The organism is Cellulomonas fimi, from assembly GCF_012952065.1.
In the GTDB taxonomy this organism is placed as follows: Bacteria; Actinomycetota; Actinomycetes; order Actinomycetales; family Cellulomonadaceae; genus Pengzhenrongella; species Pengzhenrongella fimi_A.
In genome coordinates, this window is the sequence record NZ_JABCJJ010000018.1 from 1 (window position 1) to 13,383 (window position 13,383).

Below are 13,383 nucleotides of genomic sequence, written 5' to 3' on the forward strand. Positions count from 1 at the left end.
CGAACCGGGTCCAGTTCTCCTCGGGGTCGCCGCTCACCTCGAGCGCCTGCGCGGGCCCACCCGGATCGGCGCCCTCGAAGAACACCCGGTACGCCGGGTCGAGCCGCACGAGGTCGAGGTGGGCCCGCGGTGTGCGCCGATCCAGGGGCGCCATCGGCGTGCGCGACCTGGAAGGTCTCCGGTGCGGCGGGCCCGCGCCGCATGATCGCCCGCCCGGGCAGCGCGGCCGGCAGCGACGCGGCGTCGGGCACGTCGAGCAGGTCGAGCGAGTCCGCGCCGTCCGTGACCCGGAGCGCGACCCGCAGAGCAAGGTTCGCGCGGAGCTCCGGGCTCACCGCTCCGGCCGGGCGCTGCGTCGCGAGGACCAGGTGGATGCCCAGCGAACGGCCCTGCGCAGCGATCCGCAGCAGACCCGGGACGAACGTCGGCAGATCCTCCGCGAGCGCCCGGAACTCGTCCACGACCACGAGCAGCCGCGGCGGCACGTCCTGCGAGCCGACCGCGTCGCCGTCCTGGCGGGCTCGGTCGCGGAGAGCGGCGAGGTCGGGCACGCCCGCGGCCGCGAGGGTGCGCTCGCGGCGCCGCAGCTCGCTGCGCAGGCCGGCCAGCGCCCGTGCGGCTCCGGCCGCGTCCAGGTCGGTGACCTGCCCGACGACGTGCGGCAGGCGCGCGCAGGCCCCGAAGCTCGCGCCCCCCTTGTAGTCGACGAGGGCGACAGCGAGCTCGGCGGGGGAGTGCGTGAGGGCGAGGGACAGGACGAGGGTCTGGAGGAGCTCGGACTTGCCGGCGCCCGTGGTCCCGGCGACGAGGGCGTGCGGCCCGTCGCGCACGAGGTCGACGCTCACCGGCGCGCGTGCGCCTGCGAGCCCGAGCCGGGCGACGAGTCGACCCGCCGACGCCCCGTCGGAGCTGCTGCGCCAGCCCGCCGCGATGGCGGCCGCGTGCGGAGCAGGCAGGCCCGGCAGCTCGGTCAGCGCGACCCGAGCGGGGGGCGCTGGGCTGCGGGCGCTCCGCGGGCCCTCCACCGTTCCACCCGCACCCGCACCCGCACCCGCACCCGCACCCGCACCCGCGCCCGCACCCGCACCCGCAGTGCCGTTCGTGTCCGTCCGGTGCCGCAGCGCCCGGATGCGGCGTGCATGCCGTTCCGCCCACGCGACCGTCACACCGTGCAGCGGCACCGGTCGGGTCGCCCCCGCGGGAACGTGCAGGAGTGCGACCGGGGATCGTGGACGCACCTCCAGGACGGTGCCGCACCATGGGGGGACGTCGGCTCGAGCGGGAGCGACGAGCACGACGGCGGCGCCCCGGCCACCCGCCCACCGGCGCGCCAGCTCGGCCCTGCCGACTCCGTCATGCGCACCCCCGTCCAGCGCACCCCGGTCGAGCGCACCGCCGTCGAGCCCGTTGCCGCCGGTCCCGCAGTCGGCGACGAGCAGCGTCCGGTGGGCTCCCGCCCGCCCGTCGAGCCCGTCGAGCCCGTCGGACCCGTCGTCCCGGCGTGCCGGGGCGAGCCAGCGGCACCACGCCCAGCCCGCGCGGTCCTCGGGCGTCCCGACCACCTCCACATGGACGCGCTCGCGTTCCGCAGCGCCGTCCGCGTCGACGTCGGGACGGAGGGCGTCGGCCACGACGGCGCGCGCGGCGGCGAGCGCGAGGGCGCGCGGCCCGATCACCGCGACGCACCCGTCGGGCGACAGCTGCCACGGCGACGGTCGGAGCGACTCCTCCGACCGCTCGTGCTGGTCGCGCCGCGGGTCCGGTCCGTGTCCGGCGAGAACGGCATGGACCGCATGCGTCGCGAGGTCGGCGGGCGCCGCGAGGGTCCCGGGAGCGGCAGCGACAGCGGCCGGCCAACGTGCCGGGTCGACGGCCGCGGCCGGTGCCGCCGCGCGACCGGCGCCGAGCCGTCTGCGTCCGAGGCCCGGCCCACCGCGCTGTCCGAGGCTCGGCCCACCGCGCCGTCCGAGGCTCGGCCCCCCGCGTTCTCGCAGCGCCGACCAGCCCGTGACGGCCGGCCCCACGAGCGCGAGGGCGAGCAGCGCGGGGTTGCCCGTGCCCAGCGCGAGCGCCACCGAGCCCAGCGCGGGGGCGAGCCAGGTGGCGGCGCTCCCGCCGTGCCGCAGCGCACCGCGAACCGGTCCCGGCGGCGCTCCCGCGCGACCCGGACGGTCGAGCGCGGGCGGATCGAGGCGTTGGGGTCTGTCCTGGGGCCGGCGCGCCTCGAGCACCGTGGCGCCGAGCAGGAGCCGATCGCCCGCGTGCAGGCGGACGGGTCGCCGTCCCACGCGACGGCCGCGCGCCATGAGCGGCGGCCGGGGTCGGTCGCCTCCGCGCGTGTCGTCGTCGCGCCGATCACCGTCGCGGGCGCGCGAGCGGACGAGCCGCGTCCCGTTGCTCGATCCCAGGTCCCGGACCTGGAGCCCGCCACCTGCGACCCGCACCTCGAGGTGCCGGCGGGAGACGCCGGGGTCGCGCACGGCCAGCTCACCGGTGCGGCCCACGACCAGCGCGGGCACGGCGTCGGCGCCACCCAGACCGACGAGGTCCCCGCACTCCGGCCCGGAGACCACCGCGAGGTGCCAGGGGGAACGCAGCGCGGCGCGGTCCGGGTCGACGGGGCCCTGCCCGTCGCGCAGCAGCGCGCCCGCGAGGAGCGGGACCTGGCCGGTGAGCTGGTCGTCGTCGAGCACCGTCTCGTCGACCGCGAGCGCACCGCCCCGCGCCAGCTCCGCCCGACCCACGGCGAGCGCCAGGTGCGGGCGGAGGTCGCCGAGCCGCGCGCCGTCGGGCACCTCGAGGTCGACGTCGGAGGAGCCGGGCGGGCCGGCGAGGGTGAGCAGCACGCGCCCACTCTCGCCGGGTCCCGCGTCCGGCGGCGGGCGGCCGCCGCCGGACGGGGACGAGCCCGCGTTCCACAGGCCCGATCGTCAGGTCACCCGGTCACGAGACCCGCCCGGTCACGAGACCCGCCCCGTCGCCAGACCCGCCCGGTCACCAGACCCACCGATCTCACTCCACCGCGAGCGCCGCCACCGGAGACGTCCGCGCCGCCGCGCGTCCGGGCAGGATCGAGGCGAGCAGGCCCGCCACCACCGCGACCGCGACCACGAGCCCGAGGTCACGCCACGGCACCTCGAGCCGGACGTCACCGACCACGCCGAGGACGGTGGCCGCCCCGGCCCACCCGTACAGCGTTCCCAGGGTCGCTCCGAGGACCCCGCCGACGCCCGCGATGAGCATCCCCTCGATCGCGAGGGTGCCCCGGAGCTGACGCCGCGAGAGTCCCAGCGCGCGCAGGGTCGCCGACTCGCGTCGACGTTCGAGCACCGAGAGCGACAGCGTGTTCGCCACGCCGATCAGCGCGATGACGACCGCGACCGCCAGCAGGCCCACCACGACCGCCAGCAGCGTGTCGATCACCTGCTGGTACCGCGCCCGCTCGACGCCCCCGCCCCCGATCTGGACCGCTGTGTCGGAGAGCGCGTCCTGGATCGCGGGGACGACGACGGCGGCGTCGGTCACGTCGGTCAGCCGTGCCCACACCTCGTTGGCCGGCACCTCGACGCCCATCCGGTCGAGCACGGCGGGCGTCACGAGCACGCCGTCCGGCAGGTCCGACACGACGACGGTCAGCCCGAGCGGTGTCGCTGCCGTCGCGGCGCCGACCGTCCCGGTGCCCCCGACCGCGCCCTGCGCGCCGGACGCGTCGGGCTCGACCGTGACGGTCTCGCCACCCACGAGACCGAGCGCCTCCGCGAGCTGGGAGGAGACGACGACCGTCGTGTCGTCGAGGTCGGCGACCATCGACGGCGCCCGCAGCAGGGCGGCCGCCTCGGCGGCACCGACGGCCTGCGCGGTCGAGAAGGCCTCGTCACCCGTGGCGAGCTCGACCCGCACGTCCAGGCGGCGCAGCGCGACGACCTGCGCGACGCCCGCGACGTCCTCGACCTCGCGGACCAGGGCCGGCACGGCGAGACCGGCCGCCTCCGCGTCCGCCGACCCGCCAGGGGTCGCGATGACCACGTCGACCGGGAACTCGGTGTCGAGCTCCTGGCCCAGGGTCACCCGCGCGCTCGCGGCCCCCGTGCTCATCATCGTCACGAGCGTGACGCCGATCAGCAGGGCGGTGCTCGTCGCGGCGGTGCGGCGCGGGTTCCGCACGGAGTTCGCGGCCGCGAGCCGGGCCGCCGTCCCGGTGCCCGCGAGCAGACGACCGACTGCCGCCACCACCCGCGGGACCCAGAAGACCGCACCGACCAGGACGCCGACGAACGACAGCGCGCCACCGAGCACGCCGATCCCCAGTGCGGCGACCTCGTCGATCCGGCGCCCGACGGCCACCGCGAGCAGCAGCAGCGCGATCCCGCCCACCGTGAGCAGCGTCGCGAGCACGAGCCGCGGCAGGTTCCGCCGCTGCGTCACCGCCGGCGCGTCGGCCGGCCGGAGCGCGGCGAGCGGCGACACGCGGGTCGCGGCACGGGCCGGCGCGAAGCAGGCGAGCACGGTCATCAGCGTCCCGACCACCAGCGGTGCGATGACGACCGCGGGCGAGATCGGCACCGCCGCGGGCAGGGGGACGTCGAGGTTGCTCGCACCCAGCACCGACAGCGCGACCTGGGCGAGCCCGACGCCGACGACGAGCCCGACGAACGATCCGCCCAGACCCAGCAGCGCGGCCTCGACCAGGACGGAGCGGCGGAGCTGCTTCTTGTCGGCCCCCACGCACCGCAGGAGAGCCAGGGTGCGGGTCCGCTGGGCGATCAGGACCTGGAACGTGTTGGCGATGACGAGCGCGGCGACGAGCAGCGCGACGGCCGCGAAGCCCAGCACGATCGTCGTGAACACGTCGGCGCCGCCGGTCAGCTCGGCGGTGATGGCCTCGGCCTGCTCGTCCTTGGTCCGGACGGTCGAGCGGTCGGGCGCGGCGGCCGTGACGGCGTCCTTCCCGGCGGTCAGCGAGACGCCGGGGTCGAGCGCGACGACGGCGCGCCCGTAGGTCGCCTCCGCCGACGGGTCGGTCCGGGAGGCCGCGTCCCAGCGCTCCGCGTCCGCCCGTGTGACGACGACCGCCCCGCCCGACTGCGCGAAGGCGCCGGCGGGGTCGTCGGTGATGCCCACGACGGTGAGCTCCTCGGACTCCTCGACCCACCTGCCGTCCGTGCCGTCGGCGCCCTCGGCGCCGGCGCCCCAGACGGACCGGCTCGTGGTCACCGGGTCCCCGACGCCGACGCCGAGCCGCTCGGCGACCGGCCCGGGCAGCGCGATCTCGCCCGTGCGCGCGGGGAAGGAGCCCTCGGCCACCGTCTGGGCGTCGAGCCGCGGGTGTGAGGCGACCACGGTGACCTCGTGGTACGCGCGTCGGGGTCCCTTCGAGACCTCGACCCACTGCACGAGCCGGCCGTCCACGGCCGCCACGCCGGGCGTGCGTCGCAGGGTGTCGAGCTGGTCCGCGGTCAGCTCCTCGTCGCTCGGCGCGGTCACGACGAGGTCGGCGTCGGCGTAGGAGGCGGAGACGGCGTCGTAGGTCGTCCGCGTGATGACGCCGCCCGCGATGAGGGTGGCCGCCACGAACGCGGTCCCGATGGCGATGGCGATGCCCGCGGCCGTCAGCCGGCCGAGGCTGCGCCGCATCTGGGCCAGGGTAAGGCGCAGCATCAGCGGCTCACCGGTCCCTGACCCGCTGCGGCACCCACGTGACCCGCCGCGCCGTCGAGCGAGCGCAGGGCGTCGAGCCCGGTGAGAACCGACTCGGGCGTGGGGTCGGCGATGTCCCCCGCGATCCGACCGTCGGCGAGCAGGACCACGCGGTCGGCGTAGGCGGCCGCGGTCGGGTCGTGCGTGACCATGATGATCGTCCGGCCGAGCTCGCGGACCGACCGGCGCAGGAAGCTCAGCACCTCGGCTCCCGAGCGGGAGTCGAGGTTGCCGGTGGGCTCGTCCGCGAAGACGACCTCCGGCTTGGCGATGAGCGCGCGGGCGATCGCGACGCGCTGCTGCTGACCGCCCGACAGCTCGGCGGGCCGGTGGGTGAGCCGGTCGCGCAGGCCGAGCGTCGTGACGAGCAGGTCGAACCACTCGTGGTCCAGGCCCGCGCCCGCGAGCTCGAGGGGCAGCGTGATGTTCTGCTGCGCCGTGAACATCGGCAGGAGGTTGAACGACTGGAAGACGAAGCCGACGCGGTCACGCCGGAGCCGGGTGAGGGCGCCGTCGTCCAGGGTCGTGATCTCGGTCCCGCCCAGGTAGGCCGCGCCCGACGACGCGGTGTCGAGCCCGGCGAGCAGGTGCATGAGCGTGGACTTGCCCGAGCCCGACGGGCCCATGATCGCGGTGAACGCGCCCGCGGCGAAGTCGACGTCCACGCCGTCGAGCGCGCGGACCGTCGCCGCGCCGGTGCCGTAGACCTTGGCGAGGCCTCGGGCGCGGACGGCTGGAGTGCTGGGATCGCCCCCTCGACCCCCCGGCGTCGGGGGGTCGAGGGGGCGGTAGACGGTGGTGTCCACGGAGGTCTCCTGGGTGTCGGTGCGCTGAGGTGCGCCACGACGCTACGAGCCGCGCGCACGACGCCACATCGATCCCCGGGAGGGTTCGCGGGTAGTCCCGCAGTCGTACCTCGGCGCGCGCGGCGTCAGCCCGGGCGCCCGACGACGCCGGCGCCGGCGAGCGTGACCGGTTGCGGACCGGCTGCGGACAGGCCCTCAGGCCCCCGCGCGGACCAGACCGGTCTCGTAGGCCACCACGACGGCCTGCACGCGGTCACGTGCCCCGAGCTTCGCCAGGATGCGTCCGACGTGCGTCTTGACGGTCGCCTCGGCGACGAAGAGGTCCTGCCCGATCTCCGTGTTCGACCGGCCGCGCGCCATGAGCACGAGCACCTCGCGCTCGCGGTCGGTCAGCTCGCCGACGGCGCGCTGGGCGTGGGTCCGCTCACCGACGCCCGGCCCGGCAGGGGGCAGCACGGTCACGAGCTGCTCGAGCAGGCGACGCGTGCTCGAGGGCGCCATGACCGCGTCACCGGCATGCACGGTCCGGATCGCCGCGAGCATCTCCTCGGGGTCGGCGTCCTTGAGCAGGAAGCCGCTGGCGCCGGCCCGCACCGCGGCGAGCACGTACTCGTCGAGGTCGAACGTCGTGAGCACGATGACGCGGGGGACCCTCGCGTCGGCCGCGCCGTCGGCGGTGTCGGCGGTGTCGTCGGTGGCCGCCGTGAGCCGGGCCGTCGCCGCGAGCCCGTCGAGGCGCGGCATGCGGATGTCCATGAGCACGACGTCGGGTCGCTCACCCGGCGCCCAGCTGTCGCGGCCGAGAAGCCGGACCGCCTCCTCGCCGTCGCCGGCCTCGGCGACCACCTGCAGGTCGGGCTGCGAGTCGATCACCATCCGGAAGCCCGCGCGGACGAGCTGCTGGTCGTCGACGAGGGCGACCCGGATGGGGACCACCGCGCCCTCCACGGGCTCGTGCGTCACGTGACCGACCGTCCTCTCTCGTGCAGCGGGGTGCTCATGGAGCCAGCGGCAGGTCGGCGCGGACGGTGAAGCCGCCGCCCGGGCGCGGCCCGGCGGTCACCGAACCGCCCAGGATGGCGGCGCGCTCGCGCATCCCGACCAACCCGTGGCCCCGCCCGTCCGAGGTCGCGGCGGCGCCACGTCCGTCGTCCGCCACCTCGAGGCGCAGCGAGTCGGCCGACCACCGCATCAGGACGGTGACGCCGGGATCGGGGCCGGCGTGCTTGAGCACGTTTGTCAGCGACTCCTGCACGAGGCGGTAGACGACCAGGCCGACCCCGGCAGGCAGGGGGCGATCGACGCCGACCCGTACGAGCGACACCCGCAGCCCGCTCGCCCGGACCTGCTCGAGGAGCTGGTCGACGTCGCCCGCGGGCTGCGGGACCAGCGCCGCCTCGCCGTCGTCCCCGGTGCGCAGCACGCCGAGCAGCCGGCGCATGTCGACCAGGGCCGCCCGGCCCGTTTCGGCGATCGTCTCGAGCGACCGCGTCGCGGCGGCGGGGTCGGTCTGGGCGGCGTACCGGCCGCCGTCGGCCTGCGCGACCACCACCGACAGGGAGTGGGCGACGATGTCGTGCATCTCCCGGGCGATGCGCGCGCGCTCCGCCGACGTCGCGAGCCGGGCGTGCTGGTCGCGCTCGATCTCGAGGCGCTCGGCCCGGTCCCGGAGCGCGGTGATGGTCTCGCGCCGCGCTCGCCGCACGAGCCCGAGCGCCCAGACGGCGAGCGCGGCGATCGAGGCGAAGAGGGCGACGCCGAGCCCGGTGCCGAGCCCGGCGTTGACGTCGACCAGCACGAGACCGATCGCGAGCGCGCCCGAGCCCACGACCGCGCCGACGATCGCGGTGCGGTGCGCCCAGGTGGGGCCGTGCACGGTGACGGAGTGCAGCGCGACGAGCACGGCCAGGTCCGCGGGCAGGATGAGCGGGTGGCCCGCGAGCAGCTGCAGCAGGCCGGCGGCGTACACCGCGACGGCGGACGCGACGGGTCGCGTGCGGCGCCAGGCGAGCGGGAGGACGACGAGGAAGGCCCACACCCCGGGAGCGATGCCGCCGGGGCTCCCGAGGAACGGCGCCGCCGTCGGGACGGCCACGAGCAGCAGGACGGCCGTGCCGACGGCGTCGAGGGCGAACACGCGCGCGTCGACCCAGCGGTGCGCCCGCTCCCACCAACCCATGCGCGCCAGCGTAGGTGCGCGACTACCGAGGTCGCGTCCGCCTGCGGACGGACCCGGCCGCAGCGCGGTCCGCGTCGGGGCGGATCGGATCGGCGGACCGACATCTCCCGGTGTCCGCTCGACGCCGAGGGGGTCTCGTGACCTAGCATGGCCGAATGACCCAGGTGCTGCTGGCTGAGGACGACCCTGCGATTGCCGAGCCTTTGGCACGAGCGCTCGGCCGTGAAGGGTATGACGTGATCGTGCAAGGCACTGGTCAAGGTGCCATCGAGAGCGCAGCCCACGCCGATCTCGTGGTTCTCGACCTCGGCCTGCCCGACATGGACGGCCTCGACGTGGCCCGGGCCATCCGGAACCAGGGTCTGACGACGCCGGTGCTCGTCCTGACGGCCCGCGCGGACGAGGTCGACCTGGTGGTCGGTCTCGACGCGGGCGCCGACGACTACGTGACCAAGCCGTTCCGGCTCGCCGAGCTGCTCGCGCGTGTCCGCGCGCTGCTGCGCCGCACGCACGGCGACCCGGTCGACGAGGACGAGCTGCACGCGCAGAACGTCCGGGTCGACGTCGCCGCTCACCGCGCCTTCCAGGGCGAGCGAGAGCTGCACCTGACGGCCAAGGAGTTCGACCTGCTGCGCGTGCTGGTGGCCGCCGCCGGGACGGTCGTCTCGCGCGAGACGCTCATGCGCGAGGTCTGGGGCACGGATCCGTCCGGCTCGACCAAGACGCTCGACATGCACGTCTCCTGGCTGCGCCGCAAGCTCGGTGACGACGCCAATGCGCCGCGCTACGTGACGACGGTCCGGGGGATGGGTTTCCGGTTCGAGACCGGCGAGCACGCGGTGGCCTGACCGGATGCGGCGCCGCGTCCTGCAGGCGACGATCGCCGCGGTGACGGTCGCGGTCCTCCTCCTCGGCTTTCCCCTCGCCTTCCTCGGCGCGCAGTACGCGCGGGACACCGAGGTGCGCGAGCTCGAGAACCGCGCGCTCTCGCTCGCGAGCACGATCGACTTCCGCGACTCCCGCGACATCGCGATGACCGAGAGCATGCTCGACCCGTACGTCGACGGTACGAACGCGCTCGCCGCGTCGGTGCTCGTCGTCGAGGCCGACGGGACCCGGCTGCAGGCGGGTGAGCCCATCACCGGGCGGTCGCTGTCGGCCGAGGCCGCCGCGGGCACGGGGGCGCTCGTGATCCTCACGATCTCGTGGTGGGACGTCTTCTGGCTGAGCGCCCGCGTCGTCACCCTCGTCGTCGCCGCGGCCGTCGTCGCCTTCGCGGCCGGGATCGCGATGGCGATGTGGCAGGCGAACCGCCTGGCCGCGCCGCTCGTCTACCTCGCCGCGTCGGCCGAGCAGCTCGGGTCGGGGCAGGTCCGCCCGAGCCTCGAGCCGTCCGGCGTCGAGGAGATCGACCTCGTGGCGGCCGAGCTGGCGCGCAGCTCCGACCGCATGGCGGGCCGGCTCGCGGCCGAGCGGCAGTTCGCGTCCGACGCGTCCCACCAGCTGCGCACGCCCCTGACGGCGCTGTCGATGCGGCTCGAGGAGATCGCCGCGGCGTCGGACGACCCGGGGATCCAGGACGAGGCACGGATCTCCCTCGAGCAGGTCGAGCGGCTGGTCACGGTGGTCGACGACCTGCTGGGTCGCTCGCGACGCGCCCAGGGAGGCACGACCGAGGCCGTGCGTCTGATCGACGTCGTGCGCCAGCAGGAGGAGGAGTGGGAGCCGACGTTCCGGGCGGCGGGACGCGAGCTCGTGCTCGACGTCGCCGAGGACACCCAGGTGCTCGCGACACCCGGGGCGCTCGCCCAGGCGATCGCGACGCTGATCGAGAACTCGCTCAAGCACGGCGGCGGGCGCACGACGGTGCGGTCGCGCCCGAGCGGTCCCAGCGGTGCGACGGTGGTCGAGGTCGCCGACGAGGGCGACGGCGTCCCCGACGAGCTCGCTCCGCGGATCTTCGAGCGCGGCACGACGTCGGGAGCCGGCACGGGGCTGGGGCTCGCGCTCGCGCGGGACCTGGTGACGGCCGACGGCGGCCGGCTCGAGCTCGCGCAGCGCCGACCGGCCGTGTTCGCGATCTTCCTGGCCGGCGTCCCCAGGTCGCTCGACCCGGACGTCGTCATGCCGCGCGGCTCGGTGGTCTCGACGGGCAAGGAGCGCCGGAGGCGGTGAGCGCGCCGGCCGGCCGAAGCGTCAGACCCGCGTGCTCAGGTCGGTCCGGGGCTCGCCGTCCGGGGACCTGAGCGCCGCGTCGAGCGACGTGGCGGTCGGTGCGCCGGTGAACACCAGGTGGCGGTAGCAGAGGTACCGGAACGCCGTGCCCAGCACGAGTCCGACGCCGTTCGCCGAGATGTTGTCGGCGAGGGGTGACGTCAGGCCCAGCACGTAGTGCGAGAACGCGAGGCATCCCACGCCGATCGCCAGGCCACCCACGTTGACCAGCGCGAAGCCGAGCAGCTCGCGCGTGCGCGTCTCGGTCCTGCGGTCGGCGAAGGTCCACCAGCGGTTGCCGAGCCACGCGACCACCGTCGCGACGGTGACCGACACCACCTTGGCGGTCAGCGGCTTCTCGCCGAGCAGCTCGCCCGGGCCGAAGCGCAGCAGGTTGAACAGGCCCAGGTCGACGACGTAGGCCAGCGCGCCGACCGAGCCGAACCGCGCGAGCTCCGCGCCGCGGCGGCGCGCGGCCAGGACCCGCGCTGCGGAGGGCGCCCGGCGAGTCGTCACCGGGAGAGGCTAGACCGTCGGGCCTGCGACTGTCGCCCGGGCCCGGGCGGATCGCCGTGATCCGGCGGACCCCGGGCTTCTCGGGCGGCGCGGAAGCTCCGGCGACCCGAGGTTCGGCACGCGCTCGACTAGGCTCACCGCTCGTGGCAGCACCTGTGGTGGCGGTGGTCGGCGGTGGGCAGCTCGCCCGGATGATGTCGCCCGCGGCGACGGCGCTCGGGGTCCACCTGCGCGCCCTGGTCGAGGACGCGGCGTCGTCGGCGGCGCAGGTGGTCCCCGACGCACTCGTCGGCGCGGCGAGCGACGAGGCCGCGGTCCGCGCGCTCGTCGACGGGACGAGCGGGGATGGCTCGGCAGGACGCGGCGACCCGGCCGCCGCCGAACCGGCCGACGTCCTGACGTTCGAGCACGAGCACGTGCCGAACGCGCTGCTCGAGCAGCTCGTCGCCGAGGGGCACCCGGTCCGCCCCGACGCCGCGGCGCTGGTCCACGCGCAGGACAAGATCGTCATGCGGCGTCGCCTCACCGAGCTCGGCGTGCCGTGCCCGCGCTGGTCCGAGCTGCCGGACCACGCCGCGCTCGAGGCCTTCCTCGCGTCCGTCGGCGGCACGGCGGTCGTCAAGACGGCTCGCGGCGGCTACGACGGCAAGGGCGTCCGGGTCGTCCACTCGGCCGAGGACGTGGCGGACTGGTTCGAGGCCGCCCAGGCGGAGGACGGCACGGGCGTCCCGCTGCTGGTGGAGGAGCGCGTGCCGTTCACCCGCGAGCTCGCCGTGCTCGTCGCGAGGCGGCCCTCGGGCCAGGTGCGCGCCTGGCCGGTGGTCGAGTCGATCCAGGAGGACGGGGTCTGCGCCGAGGTGATCGCCCCCGCGCCCGGGCTGACCCCCGAGCTCGCCCGGGCGGCGACCGAGCTCGCGGTGCGGGTCGCGGACGGGCTGGGGGTGACCGGGGTCCTGGCCGTCGAGCTGTTCGAGGTGCCCGGCGCGGACAGCGGCGCGCCGACCGTTCTCGTCAACGAGCTGGCCATGCGCCCGCACAACTCGGGGCACTGGACGATCGACGGCGCGGTCACGAGCCAGTTCGAGCAGCACCTGCGCGCCGTGCTCGACCTGCCGCTCGGTGAGACGACCGCCCGCGCGCGGTGGTCCGTCATGGCGAACGTGCTGGGCAGCGCGCACGCCGACCTCGCCGCCGCCCTGCCGGAGGTCACGGCGCTCGACCCGGGGGCCAAGGTGCACCTCTACGGCAAGGCGGTGCGCCCGGGGCGCAAGCTCGGACACGTCACGGTGACGGGTGACGAGCTCGACGACGTCCGTTCACGGGCGCGGGCCGCGGCGGCGGTGCTGCGCGGTGACGCGCCGGACCCGGTGCGCGTGACGAGCGGAGGAGCGCGATGAGTGCGGGGGCAGCAGCGGTCGTCGGGATCGTGATGGGGTCGGACTCGGACTGGCCCGTGATGCAGGGCGCCGCCGACGCGCTCGCGGAGTTCGGCGTCGGCGTCGAGGTCGACGTGGTCTCCGCCCACCGCCAGCCCGAGAAGATGCTCGACTACGGCCGCACCGCCGCCGACCGAGGGCTGCGGGCGATCGTGGCGGGCGCCGGCGGCGCCGCCCACCTGCCCGGGATGCTCGCGTCCGTCACCGTGCTGCCCGTCATCGGCGTCCCGGTGCCCCTCGCCCATCTCGACGGCATGGACTCGCTGCTGTCGATCGTCCAGATGCCTGCCGGCGTCCCGGTCGCGACCGTCTCGGTCGGCGGCGCCCGCAACGCCGGCCTGCTCGCGGTGCGGATCCTGGCGTCGGGAACGGACGACGACGCCGCGCGGCTGCGAGCGGCGATGCGCGACTTCCAGGACGGTCTCGCTGCGCAGGCGACGGCGAAGGGCGAGCGCCTGCGCTCGCGGTACGGCTCCGGGGGGCGCGGTCAATCGACCGGCTTCAGCGCCTGATCGGGGGTCAGCGGTCCGTCGCT

10 protein-coding genes are annotated in these 13,383 nt (G+C 76.0%); 4 read left to right on the plus strand and 6 right to left on the minus strand.

What is annotated here, in order from left to right; all coding sequences use genetic code 11:
- From HIR71_RS11540 to HIR71_RS11560, 5 genes are all read right to left on the minus strand, one after another.
- The coding region (locus tag HIR71_RS11540; RefSeq protein WP_169325220.1) for an FHA domain-containing protein at positions 1–2,846 on the minus strand (2,846 nt) is incomplete at its 3' end.
- A 166-nt stretch (positions 2,847–3,012) separates the two neighbouring features.
- Entirely contained in the window at positions 3,013–5,658 is a 2,646-nt protein-coding gene (locus HIR71_RS11545; RefSeq protein ID WP_169325221.1) for an ABC transporter permease, read from the minus strand.
- Positions 5,658–6,503, minus strand: coding sequence for an ABC transporter ATP-binding protein (locus HIR71_RS11550; RefSeq protein ID WP_169325222.1), 846 nt, complete (start codon positions 6,501–6,503; stop codon positions 5,658–5,660). The genes HIR71_RS11545 and HIR71_RS11550 overlap by 1 nt, the downstream gene beginning before the upstream one ends.
- A 195-nt stretch (positions 6,504–6,698) precedes the next feature.
- On the minus strand, positions 6,699–7,466 hold the full coding sequence (locus tag HIR71_RS11555) for a response regulator (RefSeq protein ID WP_169325223.1): 768 nt from the start codon (positions 7,464–7,466) through the stop codon (positions 6,699–6,701).
- A gap of 34 nt (positions 7,467–7,500) precedes the next feature.
- Positions 7,501–8,682 carry a sensor histidine kinase gene (locus tag HIR71_RS11560; RefSeq protein ID WP_169325224.1) on the minus strand — a complete coding sequence of 394 codons (1,182 nt, stop codon included), beginning with the start codon at positions 8,680–8,682 and terminating at the stop codon, positions 7,501–7,503.
- A gap of 155 nt (positions 8,683–8,837) precedes the next feature.
- On the opposite strand from HIR71_RS11560, the gene HIR71_RS11565 reads away from it, so the two are divergent.
- Positions 8,838–9,530, plus strand: coding sequence for a response regulator transcription factor (locus HIR71_RS11565; protein ID WP_169325225.1), 693 nt, complete (start codon positions 8,838–8,840; stop codon positions 9,528–9,530).
- Positions 9,531–9,534: 4 nt separating this feature from the next.
- Positions 9,535–10,857, plus strand: coding sequence for an ATP-binding protein (locus tag HIR71_RS11570; protein ID WP_169325226.1), 1,323 nt, complete (start codon positions 9,535–9,537; stop codon positions 10,855–10,857).
- Positions 10,858–10,878: 21 nt separating this feature from the next.
- On the opposite strand, the gene HIR71_RS11575 is transcribed toward HIR71_RS11570, so the two are convergent.
- On the minus strand, positions 10,879–11,412 hold the full coding sequence (locus HIR71_RS11575) for a GtrA family protein (RefSeq protein WP_169325227.1): 534 nt from the start codon (positions 11,410–11,412) through the stop codon (positions 10,879–10,881).
- Between the two features lie 143 nt (positions 11,413–11,555).
- Between HIR71_RS11575 and HIR71_RS11580 the strand changes: the two genes are divergently transcribed.
- Positions 11,556–12,809 (plus strand): 5-(carboxyamino)imidazole ribonucleotide synthase, encoded by a 1,254-nt coding sequence (locus HIR71_RS11580; RefSeq protein WP_169325228.1) that lies wholly within the window; start codon positions 11,556–11,558, stop codon positions 12,807–12,809.
- Positions 12,806–13,360, plus strand: a complete 555-nt coding sequence (gene purE, locus HIR71_RS11585; protein WP_169325229.1) for a 5-(carboxyamino)imidazole ribonucleotide mutase — start codon at positions 12,806–12,808, stop codon at positions 13,358–13,360. The genes HIR71_RS11580 and purE overlap by 4 nt, the downstream gene beginning before the upstream one ends.
- Positions 13,361–13,383: the final 23 nt, after the last annotated feature.